General features: G+C 72.3%; 23 protein-coding genes. 5 read left to right on the forward strand and 18 right to left on the reverse strand.

All coding sequences use genetic code 11. The features are described 5' to 3' along the window. Positions 1 to 12 precede the first annotated feature (12 nt). A complete protein-coding gene (kstD, locus tag Voc01_RS29780; RefSeq protein ID WP_203930910.1) occupies positions 13 to 1,674 on the forward strand; it encodes a 3-oxosteroid 1-dehydrogenase in 1,662 nt (553 codons plus the stop codon). Between the two features lie 4 nt (positions 1,675 to 1,678). Here kstD (Voc01_RS29780) and Voc01_RS29785 read toward each other — a convergent pair whose 3' ends face one another. Genes Voc01_RS29785 through Voc01_RS29810 form a run of 6 tightly spaced genes read right to left on the reverse strand, consistent with a single transcriptional unit; the run spans position 1,679 to position 8,376 of the window. Continuing rightward, positions 1,679 to 2,824, reverse strand: coding sequence for a lipid-transfer protein (locus tag Voc01_RS29785; RefSeq protein WP_203930911.1), 1,146 nt, complete (start codon positions 2,822 to 2,824; stop codon positions 1,679 to 1,681). After that, positions 2,821 to 3,195, reverse strand: coding sequence for a MaoC family dehydratase (locus Voc01_RS29790; RefSeq protein WP_203930960.1), 375 nt, complete (start codon positions 3,193 to 3,195; stop codon positions 2,821 to 2,823). The genes Voc01_RS29785 and Voc01_RS29790 overlap by 4 nt, the downstream gene beginning before the upstream one ends. Beyond that, a complete protein-coding gene (locus tag Voc01_RS29795; RefSeq protein WP_203930912.1) occupies positions 3,192 to 4,097 on the reverse strand; it encodes a bifunctional MaoC family dehydratase N-terminal/OB-fold nucleic acid binding domain-containing protein in 906 nt (301 codons plus the stop codon). The genes Voc01_RS29790 and Voc01_RS29795 overlap by 4 nt, the downstream gene beginning before the upstream one ends. Next, the gene (locus tag Voc01_RS29800; protein WP_203930913.1) at positions 4,094 to 5,239 is read right to left on the reverse strand and encodes an acyl-CoA dehydrogenase family protein; all 1,146 of its coding nucleotides are present in this window, start codon (positions 5,237 to 5,239) and stop codon (positions 4,094 to 4,096) included. Before Voc01_RS29800 ends, Voc01_RS29795 begins: the two co-directional genes overlap by 4 nt. After that, positions 5,224 to 6,222, reverse strand: a complete 999-nt coding sequence (locus tag Voc01_RS29805) for an acyl-CoA dehydrogenase family protein (RefSeq protein ID WP_203930914.1) — start codon at positions 6,220 to 6,222, stop codon at positions 5,224 to 5,226. Before Voc01_RS29805 ends, Voc01_RS29800 begins: the two co-directional genes overlap by 16 nt. Next, positions 6,223 to 8,376 (reverse strand): acyl-CoA dehydrogenase family protein, encoded by a 2,154-nt coding sequence (locus Voc01_RS29810; protein WP_203930915.1) that lies wholly within the window; start codon positions 8,374 to 8,376, stop codon positions 6,223 to 6,225. It lies immediately after the preceding gene. Positions 8,377 to 8,541: 165 nt separating this feature from the next. Here Voc01_RS29810 and kstR point away from each other — a divergent pair, with 165 nt between their 5' ends. After that, the gene (kstR, locus tag Voc01_RS29815) at positions 8,542 to 9,171 is read left to right on the forward strand and encodes a cholesterol catabolism transcriptional regulator KstR (protein WP_203930916.1); all 630 of its coding nucleotides are present in this window, start codon (positions 8,542 to 8,544) and stop codon (positions 9,169 to 9,171) included. 99 nt (positions 9,172 to 9,270) lie between these two features. On the opposite strand, the gene Voc01_RS29820 is transcribed toward kstR, so the two are convergent. After that, positions 9,271 to 9,702, reverse strand: coding sequence for a type II toxin-antitoxin system Rv0910 family toxin (locus tag Voc01_RS29820; protein ID WP_203930917.1), 432 nt, complete (start codon positions 9,700 to 9,702; stop codon positions 9,271 to 9,273). Positions 9,703 to 9,738: 36 nt separating this feature from the next. After that, a complete protein-coding gene (gene kstD, locus Voc01_RS29825) occupies positions 9,739 to 11,370 on the reverse strand; it encodes a 3-oxosteroid 1-dehydrogenase (RefSeq protein ID WP_203930918.1) in 1,632 nt (543 codons plus the stop codon). A gap of 116 nt (positions 11,371 to 11,486) precedes the next feature. On the opposite strand from kstD (Voc01_RS29825), the gene Voc01_RS29830 reads away from it, so the two are divergent. After that, complete coding sequence (locus Voc01_RS29830; RefSeq protein ID WP_203930919.1) at positions 11,487 to 12,170, forward strand: PaaI family thioesterase; 684 nt, start codon at positions 11,487 to 11,489, stop codon at positions 12,168 to 12,170. Positions 12,171 to 12,453: 283 nt separating this feature from the next. Here Voc01_RS29830 and Voc01_RS29835 read toward each other — a convergent pair whose 3' ends face one another. Beyond that, on the reverse strand, positions 12,454 to 12,924 hold the full coding sequence (locus Voc01_RS29835; protein WP_203930920.1) for a universal stress protein: 471 nt from the start codon (positions 12,922 to 12,924) through the stop codon (positions 12,454 to 12,456). A gap of 5 nt (positions 12,925 to 12,929) precedes the next feature. Further along, positions 12,930 to 14,180 carry an SLC13 family permease gene (locus Voc01_RS29840; RefSeq protein WP_203930921.1) on the reverse strand — a complete coding sequence of 417 codons (1,251 nt, stop codon included), beginning with the start codon at positions 14,178 to 14,180 and terminating at the stop codon, positions 12,930 to 12,932. Positions 14,181 to 14,226: 46 nt separating this feature from the next. Between Voc01_RS29840 and Voc01_RS29845 the strand changes: the two genes are divergently transcribed. Beyond that, the gene (locus Voc01_RS29845) at positions 14,227 to 14,802 is read left to right on the forward strand and encodes a hypothetical protein (protein ID WP_203930922.1); all 576 of its coding nucleotides are present in this window, start codon (positions 14,227 to 14,229) and stop codon (positions 14,800 to 14,802) included. A gap of 55 nt (positions 14,803 to 14,857) precedes the next feature. After that, positions 14,858 to 15,349, forward strand: a complete 492-nt coding sequence (locus Voc01_RS29850; protein ID WP_203930923.1) for a GNAT family N-acetyltransferase — start codon at positions 14,858 to 14,860, stop codon at positions 15,347 to 15,349. 49 nt (positions 15,350 to 15,398) lie between these two features. Here Voc01_RS29850 and Voc01_RS29855 read toward each other — a convergent pair whose 3' ends face one another. The 8 genes from Voc01_RS29855 to Voc01_RS29890 form a co-directional block, all read right to left on the reverse strand. Next, positions 15,399 to 15,986 carry a GTP-binding protein gene (locus tag Voc01_RS29855; protein WP_203930924.1) on the reverse strand — a complete coding sequence of 196 codons (588 nt, stop codon included), beginning with the start codon at positions 15,984 to 15,986 and terminating at the stop codon, positions 15,399 to 15,401. Beyond that, entirely contained in the window at positions 15,967 to 16,332 is a 366-nt protein-coding gene (locus tag Voc01_RS29860; RefSeq protein ID WP_203930925.1) for a DUF742 domain-containing protein, read from the reverse strand. The genes Voc01_RS29855 and Voc01_RS29860 overlap by 20 nt, the downstream gene beginning before the upstream one ends. Further along, the gene (locus tag Voc01_RS29865; RefSeq protein WP_203930926.1) at positions 16,325 to 16,735 is read right to left on the reverse strand and encodes a roadblock/LC7 domain-containing protein; all 411 of its coding nucleotides are present in this window, start codon (positions 16,733 to 16,735) and stop codon (positions 16,325 to 16,327) included. Before Voc01_RS29865 ends, Voc01_RS29860 begins: the two co-directional genes overlap by 8 nt. Continuing rightward, the gene (locus Voc01_RS29870) at positions 16,735 to 18,915 is read right to left on the reverse strand and encodes a sensor histidine kinase (RefSeq protein WP_203930927.1); all 2,181 of its coding nucleotides are present in this window, start codon (positions 18,913 to 18,915) and stop codon (positions 16,735 to 16,737) included. The genes Voc01_RS29865 and Voc01_RS29870 overlap by 1 nt, the downstream gene beginning before the upstream one ends. Before the next feature lie 79 nt (positions 18,916 to 18,994). Beyond that, complete coding sequence (locus Voc01_RS29875; protein WP_203930928.1) at positions 18,995 to 19,987, reverse strand: hypothetical protein; 993 nt, start codon at positions 19,985 to 19,987, stop codon at positions 18,995 to 18,997. A 66-nt stretch (positions 19,988 to 20,053) separates the two neighbouring features. Then, entirely contained in the window at positions 20,054 to 20,749 is a 696-nt protein-coding gene (locus Voc01_RS29880; protein WP_203930929.1) for an ABC transporter permease, read from the reverse strand. Then, positions 20,746 to 21,666, reverse strand: a complete 921-nt coding sequence (locus Voc01_RS29885) for an ABC transporter ATP-binding protein (protein ID WP_203930930.1) — start codon at positions 21,664 to 21,666, stop codon at positions 20,746 to 20,748. Before Voc01_RS29885 ends, Voc01_RS29880 begins: the two co-directional genes overlap by 4 nt. Further along, positions 21,663 to 22,037 carry a GntR family transcriptional regulator gene (locus Voc01_RS29890; RefSeq protein WP_203930931.1) on the reverse strand — a complete coding sequence of 125 codons (375 nt, stop codon included), beginning with the start codon at positions 22,035 to 22,037 and terminating at the stop codon, positions 21,663 to 21,665. Before Voc01_RS29890 ends, Voc01_RS29885 begins: the two co-directional genes overlap by 4 nt. Positions 22,038 to 22,057: the final 20 nt, after the last annotated feature.

Raw genomic sequence — 22,057 nt, forward strand, 5'->3', positions numbered from 1 at the left:
TAACCTGTTCTAGTGAGGGAGAACGAGAGCGACTTCGATGTCGTCGTGGTGGGGAGCGGTGCCGCCGGCATGACAGCCGCCCTCACCGCCGCGCACCACGGGCTCAGCGTCGTGGTGGTCGAGAAGGCCGACACGTTCGGCGGCTCGACCGCCCGCTCCGGCGGCGGCGTGTGGATCCCCGGCAACGAGGTGCTGCGTAGGGCCGGCGTCACCGACAGCGCCGAGGAGGCCGAGACGTACCTCGCCCACGTGGTCGGCTCCGACGTGCCCACCGCGAGGCAGCGCGCGTTCCTGTCGCACGGTCCCGCGATGCTCTCGTTCGTGCTCGCCCACTCACCGGTGCGTTTCGCGTGGGTGCCCGGATACGCCGACTACTACCCCGAGGCGCCCGGCGGCCTCCCCGCCGGCCGCTCCATCGAACCCCGGCCGCTCGACGCGCGCGTGCTCGGCGCCGAGCTGCGCCATCTCGCACCGCCGTACCTCGCGGTGCAGAGCAAGGTGACCGTCACCGCCCGCGACTACCGCTGGCTGAGCCTCGGCATGCGCCACCCGCGGGCCGCGATCGCCAGCGTGCGCGTCGCCGGCCGGCTGCTCCGGTCGAAGGCGTTGCGGCGGCGCACTCTCGGCCTCGGTCAGGCGCTCGCGGCCGGGCTGCGCGCCGGTCTCGCCGACGCGGGCGTCCCGGTCTGGTTGGGCACCCCGATGAGCGGCCTCGAACTCGACGGCGACCGGGTGGTCGGCATCCGCGTCGACGGGCGCGTCATCAGGGCCCGGCGCGGGGTGCTGCTCGCCACCGGCGGGTTCGAGCACAACGGGGCGATGCGCCGGAAGTACCAGAGGGCGCCGATCGGTACGGAGTGGACGGTCGGTGCGCCCGGCAACGTCGGCGACGGCATCACCGCCGGCGAGGACGTCGGTGCCGCGCTCGACCTGATGGACGACGCCTGGTGGGGCCCGTCGGTTCCGTTGCCCCGCGGGCCGTTCTTCCTGCTGGCCGAGCGGAGCCTGCCCGGCTGCGTGCTGGTCAACGGCGCCGGCCGGCGCTACGTCAACGAGGCGGCCCCGTACGTCGACGTCGTGCACGCCATGTACGACAACCACTCCGACGAGGTGCCGCACGTGCCGTCGTGGCTCGTCTTCGACCAGCGTTACCGCGACCGGTACCTGTTCGCCGGCAAGTCTCCACGCCAGGCGTTGCCGCGAAGCTGGTACGAATCCGGAATCCTCCAGCGCGCGTCATCTCTCGAAGGTCTTGCCGGGAAGACCCGGCTGCCGGCGACGGCCCTGACCGAGACGGTGACGCGGTTCAACCGGTACGCGGAGACCGGCCACGACGAGGACTTCGCCAAGGGTGACTCGGCCTACGACCGCTACTACGGTGACCCGCGCAACCGCCCGAACCCGTGCCTCGGCGCGCTCGTGAATCCGCCGTTCTACGCGGTGCGGATCGTGCCCGGCGATCTGGGTACCAAGGGCGGGCTGCGCACCGACGAACGCGCGCGGGTGCTGCGCGCCGACGGCATCCCGATCCCCGGGCTGTACGCGGCCGGCAACGCGAGCGCGGCGGTGATGGGGCACAGCTACGCCGGTGCGGGCGCGACGATCGGGCCCGCGATGACGTTCGGATACGTTGCGGCGCTCGACCTCGCGACCGTCGAGGTCACGGCCGGCTGAGGCGCTACCCGCTCAACAGCAGCCCGCTCGTGGGGACGCCGGTGCCGGCGGTCACGAGCACGGGTCCGTCGCCGTCGACCTGGTTCACCGCGGTGCCGCGCACCTGCCGCACCGCCTCGGCGATGCCGTTCATGCCGTGGATGTAGGCCTCGCCGAGCTGTCCGCCGTGGGTGTTCAGCGGCAGCGGGTCGTCGGCGAGGAAGTGCCGCGCCTCGCCCGGTCCGCAGAACCCCAGCTCCTCCAGCTGCATCAGCACGTACGGCGTGAAATGGTCGTACAGCACGGCGGTGCGGATGTCGGCGGGCCTGAACCCCGACTGGCGCCACAGCTCGCGGCCGACGACGCCCATCTCCGGCAGACCGGTCAGCTCGTCGCGGTAGTAGCTGTTCATGATGAACTGGTCGGCGCCGCTGCCCTGTGCGGCGGCGCGCACCACCGCCGGTTCCTGCCGCAGGTCGGCGGCGCGTTCGACGCTGGTCACCACGAGCGCCACCGCGCCGTCGCTCTCCTGGCAGCAGTCCAGCAGCCGCAACGGTTCCGCGATCCACCGCGACGCCTGGTGGTCGTCGATGGTGATCGGCCGCTGGTAGAACCACGCGTGCGGGTTGGTCGCCGCGTGCCTGCGGGCGATCACGCTCACGCGGCCGAAGTCGGCGCTCGTCGCGCCGTACCCGTGCTGGTACCGGCGGGCGACCATCGCGACGGTCGCGGCCGGGGTTCCCAGCCCCATCGGGTAATGCCAGCTGTTGTCGACTCCCGACGTGGTCGGCGCGCTGGCGGCGAGCCGCGACACCTGCCCGAACCGGTGGCCGGAGCGCTCGTTGAGCGCGCGGTAGCAGACCACGACGTCGGCCACTCCGCCGGCGACCGCGAGCACGGCCTGCTGCACGGTGGCGCACGCCGCCCCGCCGCCGTAGCCGATGTGGCTGAAGAACCGCAGATCGCCGACGCCGAGCTCGCGGGCGACGGCCACCTGGGCGTTGCTGTCCATGGTGAATGTCACCATGCCGTCCACATCGGACGGTTCGAGTCCGGCGTCGGCCAGGGCCGCCTTCACCGCTTCGACGGCCAGCCGGAGCTCGCTGCGGCCGGAGTCCTTGGAGAACTCGGTCGCCCCGATGCCGACGACCGCGGCCCGTCCCCCGATCACGACGCCCTCCCGACGCGGACGGTGCCGGTCACGTGGTTGCCCAGGCTGTTGCTGCCGACCACCTCGACCACCGTCACACCGTCCTCTTCGGACACCACCGAGCCGGTGAGCGTCAGCGTCTCGTAGGCGTAGCAGGGCACGCCGAGCCGGATCGCGATGCCGAGGATCCGCGCGTCCGGGCCGGCCCAGTCGGTGACGTACCGCTGCACCAGGCCGGTGGTGGTGAGGATGTTGAGGAAGATGTCCTTCGAACCGCGCTGGACGGCCTTGTCGCGGTCGTGGTGCACGTCCTGGTAGTCCCGGGTCGCGAGCGCGGTGCTGATGATGAACGTCGGGCTGATGTCGAGGACGAGCGGCGGCAGGCTCGTCATGCCAGCCGCCACGCCGGCAAGGTGAGGTCGTCGTCGACCTTCACGAACTCCACCCGCACCGGCGCGCCGATCCGGACCTCGTCGGGCTCGACGCCGCGGACCTCACCGACCATGCGCACCCCTTCGGTCAACGCCACCAACGCGACGACGATCGGCAGCTCCCGCCCCGGAACCGGCGGATGCCGGTGCACCACGTAGCTGTAGATCTCCCCGGTTCCGGCGGCCACCACGTAGCCGGGTTCCAGCGCGCCGCACGTGGGGCAGGCCGGGCCGGGCGGGTGCCGCAGCTCGCCACACGCCCGGCAACGCTGGATCCGCAGCTCGTTGAGGGCCGTGCCGTCCCAGAAGAACTTCGTGTCGCGGCTGACGACCGGCCGGATCACGTCGCCGGCCGGTTTCGCGACCGGCGCCTGCCCGGACGGCCGGAACTTCAGGACCCGGAACAGCATCGTCCCGACCGCTTCGGTACCGGAGTACCAGGTGCTCTCGGTGGTGACGAAGTAGCCCTCGCCCAACGCGGTCCGCTTGGGGCCGACGACGTCGCTCAGCCGGGTGCGGACCTCGATCACCTCGCCCTGGCGCAGGTACCGGTGGTAGGACTGCTCGCTGTTGGTCGCGACGATCGACGTGTAGCCGGCGTCGTCGAGCGCGGCCAGCATCTCCGCGAACGGGTCGGTCACCCCGGTGGGCCGGCGCAGCCCCGGCATCGTCCACACCTGGATCATCGCGGGCGGGGCGAGCCCGTCGCGCTCGTACACCGGGTTGGTGTCGCCCATCGCGTCGAGCCAGTGGTGGATCATCGGCAGGTTCACCGGGTCGCGGGCGACCCTCGGCGCGCTGTCGCCGGTCGCGGCGATCCGACGCGCCGCCTCCTCGATGTCCACAGTAGACACCTCCGTCATCGGGGCACCCTCGGCAGGCCGAGGCCGGACGTCGCGATCAGCTCGCGCAGGACCTCGTTGACGCCGCCGCCGAACGTCAGCACCAGGTTGCGCTTCACCTGGACGTCGAGCCACGTCGCCAGGTCGGCGGTCACCGGGTCGGCCGGGTCGCCGTGCCGGCCGACGACGTCCGACAGCTCCTGGCCCAGCCGCTGCAGGCGTTCCGAGCCGAAGACCTTCGTCGCCGACGCGTCGGCGATCTCGACGGTGTCGGTCGCGGCCACCTGCCAGTTCAGCAGCTCGTTGACGCGCAGGCACGCGTACGTCCGCGCGAGCGCCCTGCGCATGTCGGGCTCGCCGAGCAGGTCGCTGTTTGCGGCCCAGGCGTGCACCCGGTCGTACAGCACGGCGATCCGGCCGGCCGGGCCGAGCATCACCCGCTCGTGGTTGAGCTGCGTGGTGACCAGCCGCCAGCCCGCGTTCTCGGCACCGACCCGCATGCCGACCGGCACCCGCACGCCGCTGTAGTACGTCGCGTTGACGTGGTGCGCGCCGTCACACGTGATGATCGGCGTCCACGAGTAGCCAGGGTCGGTGGTGTCGACGATGAGGATCGAGATGCCCTTGTGCTTCGGCGCCTCCGGGTCGGTGCGGCAGGCCAGCCACACGTAGTCGGCGTCGTGCGCGCCGGTCGTGAACGTCTTCTGACCGTCCACTATGTACCCGTCACCCTGTCGCACGGCGGCGGTGCGCAGCGCGGCGAGGTCGGTGCCGGCGCCCGGCTCGGTGTACCCGATCGCGAAGTGCACCTCGCCGGCGAGGATGCGGGGCAGGAAGAACTCCTTCTGCTCCGGGGTGCCGTGGGCCTGCAGCGTCGGTCCGACGGTCTGCAGCGTCACCGCCGGCAGCGGCACGTCGGCGCGGGCCGCCTCGTTGACGAAGATCTGCTGCTCGACCTGGCCGAGGCCGCGGCCGCCGTACTCGACCGGCCAGCCGACGCCGAGCCAGCCGTCACGGCCCATCCGCCGCACCACGTCGCGGTAGACCTCGCCGTGCCGCTCGCGCAGCATGACCCGTCGCTCCTCGTCGGACAGCAGACCGGTGAAGTACGCGCGCAGCTCCGCCTGCAGGGCGCGCTGCCCGTCGGTCAGGTCGATGAACACAGCCGCTCCAACCTGTACTCGCCGCCGCCGAGCGACCGGACGAGGTCCCGGACCATCGACGAGTACCGGTGCAACGGGTACGTGACGTCGAGGCCGAGGCCGCCGTGGAGGTGGTGGCACGTCCGCACCGCGCCGGGCGCCTCGGCGGCGAACCAGTAGGCGGCGACGTCGACGTCGCGGCTGTCGGCCGCGTCGTTGGCGAGCCCCCAGCACGCCGCGAGCGCGGCCAACCGTACGGTGCGCGCCGCCACGTACACGTCGGCGATCTGCTGCGCCACGGCCTGGAACGCGGCCAGCGGCCGCCCGAACTGTTCCCGCGACCCGACGTGCGCCGCGGTCAGCGCCAGCGCGCCGGCGAGCGCCCCCGCGCCGAGCGCGCAGGTGCCCGCGACCGCGTACCCGTCGGGCGTCGCGCCGGCGTCGAGCGTTCCGACCACCGGAGTGTCCACGAAGGACACCGTGTACTCCGGCATCGCGCCCGCCGCCGGCGTCCGGGTGAGCGACGCCCGGCCCGGGTCGACCACGGCGACGGCGGATCCGCCACCGGCCAGGCCGACGGGAACGAGCATCCGGTGCGCCTGCTCGGCGTAGGGCACGCCCACGGCCGTCCCGTCGACGCGGTTCCCGTCACACACGGCCCGCGCGCGGACCGCGGCCGTGAGCACGGACCCCGACGCGATACCCGACAGCACGTCGTCCTGCAGCGACGCGCTCCCCCACCGCGCGACCGGCAGCACGCCGAACGCCAGCGTGGCCAGCGCCGGCAACGGCACCGCCCGCCGCCCGATCTCGGCCAGCAGCACGGACACCTCGACCATGCCGAGCCCGTCGCCGCCGAGCCGTTGGGGCACCGCGATCGACAGCAGGCCGGCCTGGCCGAGCGCCTTCCAGGCCCGGTCGGGCGAGTCGGCGCTCGTGCTGTCGAGCACCTCGGCGGCGAGGTCGGCGACCGCCTGCTGCCGCTCGTCGGGTGTGAACCGCATTCAGCGCTCCTCCCGCGGCAGGCCCAGCACCCGCTCCGCCGCGACGGTCGACAGGATCTGGGTGGTGCCACCGGCGATGCTCAGGCACCGGGTCAGCAGGAACTGGTACACCGGATCGGTCGCGTCGCCGTCGGCGGCCGCTCCGTCGGGTCCCAACGACACCAACGCGGCCTCCGCGACCGCCTGACGGTGCGCGACCCCGACGAGCTTCGCGACCGCCGAGCCGGCGGCGTCGATGTCGCCGTCGCGGCGGCGCAATGACGAGCGCAGGTCGAGCCGCGACACCGCGAGCCCGCTCGCGACGAGCGCGCCGAGGCGGTCGAGCTCGACGGGACCGGGGTCGTCGACGAGCCCGATGAGCGCCTCCACGTCCTCGCCGAGCGCCGACCCGCGACCCATCGCCACCCGCTCGTGCGCGAGCGTCGATCGCGCCAGCCGCCAGCCGTCGCCGGGGTCGCCGACCACGCAGTCGTCGGGCACGAACACGTCGTCGAGGAACACCTCGTTGAAGAACGACCGCCCCGTGATCTCGCGCAGGGGACGGATGTCGATGTCCGGATCCCGCATCGCCACGAGGAAGTAGGTGAGGCCCTTGTGCTTCGGCGCCGCGAAGTCGGTACGCGCCAGGCAGATCGCCCAGTCGGCCTGCCCGGCGAGCGACGTCCACACCTTCTGCCCGGTCAGCCGCCAGCCGCCGTCGACGCGCACGGCCCGCGTCCGCAGGCCCGCCAGGTCGGACCCGGCCTCGGGCTCGCTGAACAGCTGGCACCACACGATGTCGCCGCGCCGCGACGGCTCCACGAACCGCTCGCGCTGCGCGTCGGTACCGAACCGCTCGATCGTCGGCACGGCCCATCCGGCGATGGCCCGGTTCGGCGGTTCCGGTTCGTCGTCGGCCTTTTCCGCGACCGCGTGCTTGTCCGGGACCGCGTGCGCCCGGCCGGCCGCCCGGCGCTGGCCGGCGAGCACGAGGTCGGCGGCGCGCTGCCGCCACACCGTGCTCCCGCCGAGCAGCTGCCGGAGCGCCAGTGCCCGCCGCAGGTACAGGTGCGCGTCGTGCTCCCAGGTGAACCCGATGCCGCCGAGCACCTGCACGCAGTCCTTGGCGTTGTCGACGGCCGCGTCGAGCGCGGTGGCCGCCGCGGCCGCGGCCGCCAACGGGAGCTCCGCGGGATCCTCGTCGTGGGCGCACGCCGCGTCCCACGCCGCGGCGGCGGCCGACTCCGCCCGGCACAACATGCCGGCGCACAGATGCTTGACCGCCTGGAACGAGCCGATCGGCCGGCCGAACTGGTGCCGGACCTTCGCGTACTCCGTCGCCGTCCGCAGGCACCACCCGGCGACGGCGGCGGCCTCCACGGCGTGGAGCATCGCGGCCGTGTCGCGGACCCGGTGGCCGTCCAGCGGGACGACGCTGTCCGCACCGACCACGACGTCGAGGTGCACATCGCCGAGCGACCGGGAGAAGTCGACCGGCGGGCGCGGCTCGACCCGCACGCCGGGATGCGACGCGTCGAGCAGGAACCACGTGGATCCGTCCGACACCAGCAGATGCGTGGTGCTGCCCGCGTCGAGCACCGGACCGACGCGGCCGCTGAGCCGGACCGCACCGCCCTCCGCGGTCGTCGTCGCTACTGCCGTTGTCGCACTGACGACGCTCGATCCAGTGCGGGATTCGGGCGGAGAACCGCTCTGGATAGAGCGTCGCCTATCAAAGGCCGGCGCGGACGCGGGGCCGGGGGCGGCGGAAGCCGTACCGGGTGGTGCGGGTGGCGGGAGCACCACCGCCAGTGACGCGCCGCCCGAGGCGATCGCCGGCAGCAGGTCCTTCACCGCCGGAACGTCGGCGTGCGGGGCGAGCAGGAGCCCACCGAGCACAGTGGACATCACCGGACCGGGAACCAGTGCACCGGCGACCGACTCCACCGCGGCGGCGACGTCGAGCGCCGACCCCCCGGCGCCGCCGGCGTGCTCCGGTACCGCGATCGAGAGGACCCCGAGCCCCACCAGATCGGCCCAGTGGCGCTCCCAGGGACGCCCGTTCGGCTGACCCGGTTCCTGCTCCCGCACGGTCGCCACGGTTGCGGCCCGCGCAGCCCAGGCCCCGATCGACTCCTGAAGGGCCACCTGCTCCGCGGCGATCACGACCGGCACGCGAAAAGTAGAACACGTTTCAGTGGACTCGCGCCAGAGCGGGACAGCCGTCCGCTGGATGGCGGGTTGCCGGCACGACGTTAGAATGGGCAGTTCATCGAACAGAAACACGCACCCGGAACCATAGAGCGCGACCGGCTCGAGTCGACGCCACGAGAGGACCCGATGGCAGCGCCTAAAACACGTACCAGTACGGGCGGGCTGAAGCAGCTGAAGGACCCGACCGATGCCGAACAGGGATCGGCCGCCCAGCGCGAACGCCGTCGCCGCATCCTCGACGCCACGCTGGCCCTCGCGTCCAAGGGCGGGTACGACGCGGTGCAGATGCGCACGGTGGCCGAGAAGGCCGACGTGGCCCTGGGAACGCTGTACCGGTACTTCCCGTCGAAGATCCACCTGCTGGTGTCGGCGCTGGCCCGCGAGTTCGAGCGCACGCTCGAGAAGCTCGACCGCATGAACATCCCGGGCGACTCCTCGTACGAGCGCACGCTGTTCGTGCTCGGCAAGGTGACCCGCACGATGCAGCGCGAACCGCAGCTCACCGAGGCGATGACCCGCGCGTTCATGTTCGCCGACCCGTCGGCCGCGGCCGAGGTCAACACGGTGGCGCGCCTGATGGAGGACATGTTCGTCCGCGCCATGCACGAGGGCGAGGCGTCGGCCGACGACCGGGCCGTGGCACGGGTCATCGGCGACGTGTGGCTGTCCAACCTGGTGGCGTGGGTCACCCGCCGGGCGTCGGCGAACGACGTCCTCAACCATCTGGAACTGGCGGCGCGCCTCCTGATGCGTTAGGACGGTGGTGGGGGCCGCATGTTGCTCCGCGGAGTAGAGCGTCGAGCTCCGCTGCGCAACATGCGGCCCCCACCACCTCGCGTCCGCCGTGAGCGGGCGTCAGCTCAGCAGTGCGACGAACTTCGCGAGCGAGTCCTTTGCGGCGGAGCCGGCCTGCTTTTCCACCATTCCGGCCATCGGGCCGGCCAGCGCGGGGCCGTTGAACTCCATCTCCAGGGTGATCCGGGAGCCGGTCTCCGAGGGTTCGATCGTGGTGCGGTTGCTGGCCTTCACGTTCATCGGACCGTCGCCCGCCAGCTCCAGCCTGCCGGGCGCCTCGGCGGCGACCACGCGCCACGCGATCTCGGCCGGCATGCCCATCAGCTTCACCTTCTGCTTGTAGGTGTCGCCGGCCTTGGGGTCGGACGGAACGTCGGTGGTGAACCCTTCGTGCATGGTGAGCCACTCGCCGTACCGCGACAGGTTGCTCGCGAGCTCCCACGCGCGCTCCGGCGGGACGGCGGCTTCCTGGGACACGCTGACCTTCGGCATTACGAACCTCCTTGAAAGAGCTCAGGCCCTGCTTGATCAAGAGCTGGCGATGTCGCGGGCGGCCACGTACCCGAAGGTCATCGCGGGCCCGAGGGTGGAGCCCGCTCCCGCGTAGCCGTAGCCCATCACGGCGGAGCTGGCGTTGCCGGCGGCGTACAGGCCGGGGATCACGGTGTTGTCCCCGCGCAGGACGCGGGCCCGCGCGTCGGTACGGAGGCCGCCGTTCGTGCCGAGGTCACCCGGCACGATCTTCATCGCGTAGTACGGCGGCAGCACGAGCTCGGCGAGGCACGGGCTCGGCGAGTTGGTCGGGTCGGCGAAGTAGGCGTCGTAGCGGCTGTCGCCACGGCGGAAGTCGGTGTCGCGCCCGGCGCGGGCCATCGCGTTGAAGCGGGTGACGGTCGCCCGCAACGCGGCCGGCGGCACCCCGATCTTCGCCGCGAGCCCCTCGATGGTCCAGTCCCTGACGAGCGCACCGGACCGGTACCACTCCTCCGGGTACGGCAGCGCCGGCGACAGGTCCTTGAAGAGGTACCGGTTCCGGTAACGCTGGTCGGTGACCATCCACGCGGGGAAGTGGTTCCCCTCGTACATGACGTGCACGACGTCGCCGTACGGCGCGGCCTCGTTGACGAACCGCCGCCCCGTCGCGTCGACGAAGATGTTGCCCGGCAGGGTGCGCTCGGACAGGCAGAAGTAGGGGCCCTCGGGCAGCGGGATCATCGGACCCCACCACGCGCTGTCCATCAGGTCGAGCTCGGCACCGGCGCGCTGCCCCGCCTCGATGCCGTCGCCGGTGTTGGCGGCCGCGCCGACCGTCCACCCGGAACCGATCGGCGCCTGCTGGTACTGCTTGCGCATCGCCTCGTTGTGCTCGAACCCGCCCGAGCCGACGATGACCCCGCGCCGCGCCCGGATCAGCAGTTCCTGACCGTTCTGCACCGCCTTCACCCCGGTGACCCGGCCACCCTCGACCACCAGGTCGACCAGCGGCGTGTTCAGCCACACCGGCACGCCGGCGGCGAGAAGACCCGCGCGCAGCCCACCGGCGAGCGCCTGTCCCATCGTGATGGGCTTCCTGCCCTGCAGCGTCAGCGCCAGGTAACGGCTGACCATCTCGGTCGCCGTGGCGAGACCCTTGGGGTGACGGGCGATGAGCGCGAGCCACTTGTAGTCGATGGTGTAGACGACCGTTCCCGGCGGCGACGGGATGTACGACGGGTTCAGGTTCGCGTACTCCGCGCCGAGGATGTTGGCGTCGAGCGCCTGCGGCTCGACCGACCGGCCGTTCGGCATGCCGCCGGGAAGCTCCGGATAGTAGTCGGAGTAGCCCTCCATCCACGCGAACCGCAGCGGGCTGTTGCGCAGCAGGAACGCGATCATGGCCGGGCCGTTGGTGAGGTACGCCTGGATCCGGGCCGCCGGCACGTCGTCGCCGACCACTCTCGACATGTACTCGCTGGCCTTCGCGGGCGTGTCCGGCACCCCCGCCGCGAGGATCACCTCGTTGTTCGGGACCCAGATGCCGGCGCCCGACCGGGCGGCCGAGCCCCCGAAGACCGCCGCCTTCTCGATGACCACGGTGCGCAGCCCACGCTTGGCGGCCGTGAGCGCGCCGGCCATCCCGGCCGCACCCGCACCGACCACCACCACATCGAACTCGGGCATCCGACCCCCTTCGAGCGAGGCGCAAGACTAGAACAGGTTATACCGACGGATCCGCGCTTGACTATGGCACTTGATGGGCCAGGAATAGAACGTGATACCGTTGCGCGGAGGTCCACATGATCTGGCGCAGCTACCACCCCACACACGGAAGCACCGGCAACGGCGCACACGACGAAGCGCTGCACGACCGGCGCACCGCCATCGACGAGCTGGGTGCCGCGCTGCGCGAGCTGGTCGAGCGGGCCACCGTCACCGAGGTCGACGCCGAGACGATCCGCCGGGTCGCAGACGACGTCCGCCGCGTCACCGGTCCCCTCGCCGACCGCCCGCGCGGTCGCACGCAGCTGCCCACCGCCGACGACCTCCTCGGCGGCATCCGCATGTACAACCCGGTGTCCGGTACCGGCAGCGCGCTCGCGCCACCGGTGCGGGCCGAGATCGTCGACGGGGTGGTGGTCGGCGCGTGCACGCTCGGGTTGGCCTACGAGGGTCCGCCAATGTACGCACACGGCGGCATCAGCGCGCTGCTGCTCGACCACATGCTCGGCTACGCCACCACCGCGTCGGGCCACCCCGGCATGACGGTCAGGCTCGACACCGTCTACCGGGCGCCCGTCCCGCTGCAGACCCCGCTGCACCTGACCGGCCGCGTCACCGACGTCAACGGCCGCAAGGTCACCGCACACGGCATCATCGCCACCGCCGCCGACCCGGACGCCATCCTGGTCGAGGCGACCGGCACGTTCGTCGCGGTGCCACCCGAGAAGGCGAAGGCGCTCTTCGGCACGATGCGCCGCTAGGCCATGCCGGATCACCGCCGCTCGCATTCAGCGATCAGAGCCGGGGGAATCCGAGGCAGAATTTCGGCTTTGCCCGGCCGCCGGCCGCCGGCCGCACGGCCATCAGCGGCACGGTGCGGTCTGCGACGTAACGAAGTATTACCGCCCGCAGAAGTCTTGCGAGGGTTGACGGGTCACGCCCTGACCGCCCGGTCGGCAAGATCCATGGTGGTGGCGACTTTCTGCTGTTTCGCCCGCGCCAGAACCGCGAAAAGTCGCCATCACGGTCCAGCACTAGCTAAATCTAGTGCGGCGGCGGGGGCGGCATCGTCTCCAGGGTGGGTGGGTCGTCGGGCCAGACGAGGAGCACCCGGCACGGCGCATGGTCGACGACGAACCGGGTGTGCGGGCCCAGGCTCTTCGGACCCAGCCGGCCACGGTCGCCGTCGCGGGCGAGGATCAGCAGGTCGGCCTCGGCGCACGCGGCGACCACCTCGCGTTCGGGGCGGCCCTGGCGGGTGACGCGCGTGGCGGCGCGTCCCAGCCTCGCCGTCGCGTCGTCGAGCAGCGCGTTCCGGGCGGCCTCGAGCAGCGCGGCAGCCGACCCGTCGGCGGGCAGGCCCCGGCCGAGGAGACCGGCGCGGGCGCCGTCGACGGCACGTTCGGTGTCCGGACCGGTGACGTGCAGCAGCACGACCTCCGACGCCGGCAGCATCCGGGCGGCGTCGACACACGACGGCCACGTGGCCTCGGCCACCCACACGACGATCCTCATCCGACTCATTGTGGACGAACCCCGAACACCTGCAGGCCCACCCACAACGCACCGACCGCGACGAGCAGGCACGCGGGCACGGTCAGCGCGCCGAGACGCAGGAAGTCGCGGGTCCCCGGCGGATGGTCACGCGTGTGCAGCACCTGCCGCCACAGCAGCGTGGCCAGCGAACCGACGTAGGTGAGGTTCGGGCCCACGTTCACCCCCACCAGCATCGCCAGCACCAGCTCGGGCGAGTGGGCCACCAGCGGCACCAGCATCAGCGTCGCCGGCAGGTTGTTGACGAGGTTGGCCAGCACGGCGGCGAGCACCGCCACGGCCAGCATGGCGACGAGGCCGCCGCCGTCGGGCACGAACCGCCCCACGAACGACCCGACCGGCCCGGTGCGCACCGCGAGCACGACGACACCCAACGCGAACACGAACGCGCAGAACGGCAGGTTCGCCGCACGCACCAGGTCCACCACACCGCCCTCCCCGCGGCGGAACAGCGGAACCGCCAGGGCCAGCGCGCCCACCGCCGCCACCACGGCCGGCGGTACACCGACGGGTTCGGCCACCGCCAGTCCCACGAGGGTCATCGCCAGAACGGCCAGCGCGAACATTGGCGGCCGCTGCGGATCCGGCGGCGGCGGCTCGGGGGCCGACGCGGCCAGGTCGGCCGCGAACGCCCGGCGCAGCACGAGGTACTCGACCGCGACGACCGCGGCCCACGGCAGCGCCATGACCAGAGCGAACCGCACGAAGCTGAGGCCGCTGGCGTGGAAGGCCAACAGGTTCGTGAGGTTCGAGACCGGCAGCAGCAGCGACGCCGAGTTCGCCAGGTGACCGCACGCGTACACGTGCGGACCCGGGCGCATCCCGGTGCGGGTGGCGGTCGCCAGCACCACCGGGGTCAGCAGTACCACCGTCGCGTCGAGGCTCAGGGCCGCCGTGACCACCGCCGCGAGCACGAACACCAGGCGCAGCAGCCGGACGGGCGAGCCGTGGCTGGCCGCGCCGATGAGCGTCCCGGCGTACTGGAACACGCGGTGCCGGTCCGCCAGATGGGCGAGCACGAGCACGGCGGCCAGGAACCCCACGGTCGGCGCGAGCGCGGCGACCTCGCCGCGGACCTCGCGCCACGACACGAGCCCGAACACGACGACCACCGCGGCGCCCGGCACGGCCGCGACCGCCTCCGGCAGCCCACGCGGACGGGCCACCGCGAACCCGAGCACCCCGGCGAGAACGAGCAGCTCGAGCGCGACGTGCACGATCAGCCACGGTACCCACTTGCGGCGCCGGCCATACTGGGCGGCGATGGGGATCTGGAAGGACGCGTTCGTCGCGCCGCGGCAGGCGACGGCGCCCGACGCCGAGGCGTTGGGGCGGCTCGTGCTGGACCTCGCGCGCAGCCGCATCGTGCGGACGCCGTGGACGCTCGTCGCCGGTCGCGTGGACGTCAACGAGACCCTGCTGTGGAGCGACGGCGCCGTGTGGCAGGCCGTCGCCGGCGACCCGCTGACCGACGCCCGCGTGCTGGCGAAGGGCGACGAGGTGCTCGACGTGCTGCCGGCCCTGGCGCGGGCGCCGGTCGGCGACGAGGACGTGGCGGTGATCTTCGCCAGCCTCGACTTCGACAACCCGCGGATCCTGGAGCACTACTGGTACGAGGACGCGCGTACCGTGCTGGTCTGTTACGGCTTGTCGCGTCCGCAGGCCCGGTGGCTGGTCATGAACCAGCTGATGGACGAACCCGGCGGTCCGACCCAGCAGGCGGGCGTGTGCATCGTCCACACCTTCAAGTTCGGCGAACACGACCCGTGCCCGGCCATCGACGAGGTCGCCAGGCGCCACTTCGGGCCGGACCTCGTGCACGGGCTCACCCTGCACTGAGCCGGGCCGCGTCTCCACGGTCGCTGGCCTCGGCCGGCTCGCATAGGGTCGACGTGTGCTGATCCGCCACTTCCACGAGAACGACTGGCCCGCTGTGTGGGCGATTCTCCGGGAGGTGGTCGGCGCCCGGGAGACTATTCCGTACGACCCGGCCATGAGCGAGTCGCAGGGCCGGTCGGTCTGGGCGGAGGCGCCGCCGGGCCGCGTCGTGGTCGCGGTCACCGCGGAGGGCACCGTCGTCGGGACCGCGAAGATGGGACCCAACCGGAGCGGACCCGGTGCGCACGTGAGCACCGCCACGTTCCTCGTGGCCGCCGACCACCGGGGACGGGGCGTCGGCACCGCGCTGTGCCGCCACGCGCTCGACTGGGCCCGGCGCGACGGGTACGCCGCCATGCAGTTCAACGCCGTGGTGGAGACGAACCGGTCGGCGGTCGAGCTGTACCGGCGGCTCGGGTTCGACGTCGTCGGCACGGTACCGCGCGCGTTCGAGCACCCGACGCTGGGCCGCGTGGGCCTGCACGTCATGTACCACGAGTTCGCCTGACCGTCCGGTCGACGGGGTGCCCGTGTCGCCGGGCGTCAGGGAACGCGGGTCAGCGGCGGGTGGCCAGGCGGAGGTCGCGGACGTGTTCGACCAGGGCCACCAGCACGTCCCGGGCCGAGTTCCGCTCCCGGGCGTCGCACAGGAGGATCGGCACCATCGGGTCGAGGTCGAGGGCCCGGCGCACGGCGTCGGAGGTGTGGATCTGCCGACCGTCGAAGCAGTTGACGGCCACGAGGAACGGCAGGCCCAGCTCCTCGAAGTAGTCCAGGGACGGGAAGCAGTCGGCGAGCCGGCGGGTGTCGGCCAGCACCACCGCGCCGAGGGCGCCGATCGCCAGGTCCTCCCAAAGGTACCAGAAGCGCTTCTGGCCCGGCGTGCCGAACAGGTACACCACCAGGCGTTCGTTGATCGTGATGCGGCCGAAGTCGAGTGCGACCGTGGTGGTCGTCTTCTCCTCCACGCCGGCCACGTCGTCGACGCCCACGCCGGCGTCGGTGAGCTGCTCCTCGGTGCGCAGCGGCATGATCTCGCTCACCGCACCGACCATCGTCGTCTTGCCGACCCCGAACCCGCCCGCCACGAGGATCTTCAACGCGACGGGAGCGGGCCGCCGCCGCTCAGAGCTCCCGTAGGACATGGATGACCGCCTCCAGGGTCGCGGTGTCGTCGGCGTCGCCGGCCGGCTCGTGGACGCTGATCAGCCCGTCGTCCACGAGGTCGCCGAGCATGATACGCACCACGCTCAGCGCGAGATCGAGGCGCGCCGCCAGTTCGACGACCGACGTCGGCGCGGCCGCCATCGCGAGGATGCGCCGGTGCTCCGGCGTCCGGTAGCGCGTCGGGTCGGGCTCGGCACCGGTGGCCACCACGTAGGCGACCAGGTTCAGCCCGGCCGACGGGCGGACCCGGCCACCGGTGAGCGTGTACGGGCGTACCAGGGGGCCGGCGTCACCGTCGAGCCATCTGTGGGACCGGTCAACCATGGACACCCGGCCGGGTCGGTGTCGACAGGTACGGACCCACGCGCGCGACGAGCATCGCCATCTCGTAGGCGATGACACCGATGTCGGCGTCGGCGTCGGAGATGACCGCCAGGCAGGCACCCTGACCGGCGGCGGTGACGAACAGGAAACCCGACTCCATCTCCACGATGGTCTGGCGCACCGACCGGCCCCCACCGAACCGACGCGCCGACCCGCGGCCGAGGCTCTGGTACCCGGCCGCGATCGCGGCGAGGTGCTCGGCGTCCTCGCGCCCCAGGCCGGCCGAGCATCCGGTGAGCAGCCCGTCGGCCGACATCACGGCGGCGTGCCGAGTCGACGGGACCCGGTTGACGAGGTCGTCGAGCAGCCAGTCCAGCGTCGCGCGACTGGTCGTGTCGGACATCAGGTCTCCTGCTCGGGTTCTGCCGCGGCGTCGCGCCGTCCACGGGTGGAGGCGCTCTGGAACGCCGACATCATGGCGCGGGTCTGTTCGGGTGATCGCCGCGCGACCGGCTCGTCGGTGGCGTCGGCGGCCGGTTGCGGTGCCGACCGGCGGACGCGCCGGGGCAGGCCGTCCTCGGTCAGCTCGGCCAGCGGTTCGGTAGGGCCGCCGACGGGCCGGTCGAGCGGCGTTGGCCCGCGAAGCTGGTCGAGTGGCTCCGGCCCCGACGCCGGTTTCACAATCTCCGGCGGCGGAGCGGGCAGCGCCGCGACGGCCTCGACCCCGACGGAGACGGCCACCGGTTCCGTGACCACGAGATCCGGCGGGACCAGCACCACGGCCGTGACCCCGCCGAACGGCGACTGGCGCAGCGTGACCTGCGCGCCCAGCCGGGCGGCGAGCAGTGCCACGACGAACAGGCCGAGGCGGGCGCTGTTGGTCGGGTCGAACTCGGGTGGCTGGCGCAGGCGGGCGTTGGCGTCGGCGAGCTCCGGTTCGCTCATGCCGAGGCCGCGGTCCTCGACCTCGACCGCGAACCCGTTCGGCACCAGCTGGCCCACGACGTTGACCTTCGTGTGCGGCGGCGAGAACGAGGTGGCGTTCTCGATCAGCTCGGCCAGCAGGTGGATGAGGTCGGTCACCGCGCGGCCGCTCAACGACGCCTCGGGGATCGTGCGGATCTCGACGCGCGTGTAGTCCTCGACCTCGGACACCGCGCCGCGCACCACGTCGACCAGCGGCACCGGCTCGCGCCAGCCGCGCCCGGGCGCGGCACCGGCCAGGATCACCAGGTCCTCCGCGTGGCGGCGCATGCGGGTGGCCATGTGGTCGATGCGGAACAGGTCCTCCAGCTCCTGCGGGTCGGTGGTGCGCCGCTCCATCCGGTCGAGCAGGGTCAGCTGCCGGTGCAGCAGCGTCTGGCTGCGCCGGGCGATGTTCAGGAAGACCTCGTTGAGACCGCGCCGCACCTGCGCCTCCTGCACGGCCGACTCCACCGCCGTGCGCTGCGCCGCGCTGAACGCGCGCCCGACCTCGCCGATCTCGTCGGTACCGAACTCCAGCTCGGGCGCCTCGGCGGCCAGGTCGACCGGCTCGCCGTGGCGCAGCCGCCGCACGACGCCGGGCAGGCGCACCAGGGCGTGGTCGAGTGCGGCGCTGCGCAGGCCGCGCAGCCTGCGGATCAGCGAGCTGCCCACGCGCAGCGTGATCGCGATCGTGAGGACGATCGCGACGAGACCGACGACAGCGGCCAGCCCGAACCGCCAGTACCACAGCGTGCTGACCGTGTCGACGCGCTCGGCGAGCCACCCGTTCAGGTCGGCCTCGAACGCCCGCATCCGCCGGTCGGCCGGCCCGCGGACCGCGGACCACTCGGCCGGCGTGGGAGCGGTCGCCCGGTTCTCCAGCGTCTCCAGGGCGACCAGCTCGGTGGAGGAGGCGAGCTCGGAGAAGCCGGTGCGCGCCGCGCCGTCGAGCTCGGTCGAGGCCTCGGCCAGCAGCTGGCGGCGGGCACCCGTGGCGCGGTTGAACTGGGACTGCTCGGCGGCGGTGAACCGGCCGAGCGTGAGGATCGCGTCCTGCCGCGCGAGCTGCTCACGGGCCGCGGCGACGTGGACCGACGCGCGCAGCAGCCGGGTCGCCTCGGGGTCGTCGAGCTCCATGAGCGGCTGGTACACGCGGAACACCGCGTCGACGAGCCGGTCGTAGTCGGCCAGCGCGGCGACGCGTTCCGGCAGCGTGGTGTCGACGGTGGCCCGGGTCGCGCCGAGGGAGTCGAACGCGGTGACGCTCTCCGCGACGCGCGTCGCGGCCCGGTCGGAGACCCCGTCGGCGTTCGTCGCCCGGCGGCCGTAGTCGGCGACGGCGGCGTCGGTGCGGGTCCGCTGCTCGCGCAGGCCCGCCGGCGCGTCGCCGCGCCCGGCGATGGTCGCGGCCGAGAGCTGACGCTCGCGCTGCAGTTCGGTGACGACCGTGGCACCCGGGTCGAGGACGCCGGTGCGCGCCTCCTCCGCGTTGAGCAGGTTCACCGAGGCGATGCCGCTGGCCATCATGCCGATGAGCCAGTACGTGACGAACATGAACATCGGCGGGAGGACGAGCGCGACGATCCGCGACCTGATGGACCAGTTCCGGCGCCTCATGCTCACCTCTTCGGGATGCGCACGGCCAGCATCGACCGACGTCATTGGGTGACGTGTGCTCCGGGCATGATAGGCGACCCTATCGATGCGCGTTGACCCTGGCCGCTCTCGCGATGGCCAGGCCGGCCGCGAACAGACCGGCGAGAACGAACACGGCCGCGTACTCGGCGACCGGTACGCGCGGCAGCTCCGTGAGCCGGTCGGTGCCGAACCAGGCCACCACCGCGCACACCGACAGCACGTAGGCGAGGCCGGTGGTCCACTTCGCCCAGCGGGGCCAGCCGAGCCCGTGCATCTGCGTGACGACGAAGATGGTGGCGAAGCCCCAGCCGAACTGGAACCACAGCTGCTTCGGGCTGTTCAGGGCGACCAGGAACCCGTGGAAGAGCACCAGCACCTCGAGCACGACCGTCCAGCGCCGGTCGACGTGCGCGCGGGTCAGGAACAGGCTGCCCTGCACCAGGATCAGGAACATGTAGAGGAACCCGACGAGGTGGCCGGTGGTCGTCTCCATCGGGTGGAACCAGAACGTGTAGACGGCCGCCCAGGCGAAGTAGTAGCCGTGGTACTTCCGGGCCCAGTCCCTCGTCGCCTTCCCGCCGGGCGTGGGCACGGTGCGGCCGAAGAACAGGCCGCGCCGGTCCTCCTCCATCAGCAGCACCCAGACCAGCAGCACGATGACCGACCACTGGGACGTCCAGATCGGCACGTCCTGTGCCAGCCCGTCGTACCCGGCCTGCGTCTGTACATAGTGGACGGCGACGAAGAACCCGTTCCAGGCCAGGGCGAGCACGTTCACCCGGTGCAGGCCCGGGGTGTACCGCCCGACGCGCTGCTGGCCGTACCGGATCAGGGCCCAGAAGCCGACCTGGTGCAGGGCGTAGAGCGTCCAGGCACCGACCATGACGGTGGTCGACCTGCCGGGGCGCTGCCAGCGGTACCAGTGCGAGCCGGCGTCGGGCAGGAGGTCGGGGCGGTTCAGCCAGAGGGTGCTGGCGGCGACGAGAGCGGTGATCGCGCCGCCGGCGACGATCCCACCGAGGAGCGCCTGTGTGGCCGTGACCCGCCGCATCGCCCGATCGTATCGATGAACGTCGCCGCCCGGTGGGCGTCGACCGCGGCGATGTCGGCGCCGCGACTACGCCGTGGCGCGGCGGATGAGCCCGTACCCGCCCGCCGCGAACGCGGCGGCCACCAGGACCGGCCAGCCGACGAGCAGCGCCGTGTGCGACTGGTCGAGCAGCCAGCGGCCGATCTCGTGCCACTGCCGGGTCCACGTGATCAGCGCCGCGGCCAGCCCGAGCGCCGTGATCGCCAGGGTGATGCCGGTGAGGACGCCCGTGCTGCCCCAGCGCAGGTACACCGTGCCGAGCAGGATCCCGAGGTGGGTCACGACCAGCATGGGTACCGCGTACCCGACCGGGAGCAGCACCGGGTCGACGTCGTCCATGAACGGCAGGTCGAAGAAGCGCATCCCGACCCCCCAGTGGCCGGTGGCCTGTTCCACGGCGCGCAGCAGGCAGAGCACCAGCGCGTAGACCACCGACTGGACGACCGCGAGCAGCGACCAGGCCAGGTAGAACTCCCGGCGGGTCACGCTCATGCCCAGCGCGTACGGGAAGATCTGGGTGACCGAGGTGGTGGCCATCCCGATCGCGATGGCGTACAGGCTGGCCACGCCGCCGGTGTTCGCCACGCCGTCGCCCGGGTCGCGGTTCGCCATGACGCTCAGCAGGTTGATGCCGAACACGACGGCCGTCATGCCCCACGTCCAGCCCGCCATGTGCGGCCAGGCCGGTAGCTGGAGACGGGCCACCCGACGGATGCGGTTCATCGGGCGGCCTCCCGGTCCGCGGGCGCCGAAGCCGGCGGCGCTGTTGTCTTCGGTGGTGCGGTCAGGCGGACCACGAGTTGCTGCAACGACAGCGGCTCCAGCTTCACGTCCAGCGCCTGCGCGAGCGCCGTCGCGTGCGGTCCGAGCCCACCGAGGATGGTCGACCGGACCTGGCCGCTCAACCGCTCGCGGTGCAGCTCGGTGCGTCCGGCCGCGAACCCGTCCACGGCCTCGGCCCGACCGGTGGCCGCCACCGCCCGCCCGCGCAGGTCGTCGGCGTCCTCGTCGAGCAGCAGCCGGCCACGGTCGATGAGCAGCACCCGCTCGACCAGATCGCTCACCTCGTCGATGAGGTGGGTCGACAGCACCACGGTGCGGGGATGCCCCGCGTAGTCGGCGAGCAGGCGGTCGTAGAACAGCTGCCGGGCGGCCGGGTCGAGCCCGAGGTACGGCTCGTCGAAGAGCGTCAGGGGCGCCCGTGCGGCCAGCCCGACGGTCACGCCGAGGGCCGACAGCATGCCCCGCGAGAGCTTGCGGACCAGCCGCCCGGCCGGTAGCTGGAAGTCCGCGGCGAGGCCGCGCGCGAACACGTCGTCCCAGTTCGCGAACAGCCGGCGGGCGGTGCCGAAGACGTGGCGCACGGTGTAGAAGTGGGGGTAACGCTGGCTCTCCCGGACGAAACATACCTTCGACAGGACGGCCGGGTTCTCCACCGGTGGCGCGTCGAAGACCGACACGTTCCCCGACGACGCGAACGCCTGCCCGGTGAGGATCTGCATCAGGGTGGTCTTGCCCGCCCCGTTGCGCCCGAGCAGGCCGTAGATCGTGTTCTCGGCCACCGTGAAGCTCACGCCGTCGAGCGCCATGACGTCACCAAAGCGCTTGGTCACCCCGTGTGCGGTTACCACCGCCGTCATCCCAGGTCCCTCCCGACATCCGCACCGAATGAATCGATCATCTTCATCAGCTCCTCGTGGCCGATGCCGAGCTTGCGCGCCTCGGCGAGCAGGGGTTCCACGTACTGTTCGGTGAACCGTTCCCGTCGCCGCTCCCGCAGCCTGGCCCGGGCGCCACCCGCGACGAACATGCCGATGCCGCGTCGCTTGTAGAGCGTTCCCTCCGACACGAGCTGGTTGACGCCCTTGAGCGCGGTGGCCGGGTTGATCCGGTGGAAGGCGGCGAGCTCGGTGGTGGACGGGACCTGTGCCTCCTCCGCCAGCGACCCGTCGATGATCGAGTTCTCGATCAGCTCGGCGATCTGAAGGAAGATCGGTCGGTCGTCGTCCATCGTCTGCTTAGCCGCCCAAC

The organism is Virgisporangium ochraceum, assembly GCF_016863655.1.
Taxonomy (GTDB): Bacteria; Actinomycetota; Actinomycetes; order Mycobacteriales; family Micromonosporaceae; genus Virgisporangium; species Virgisporangium ochraceum.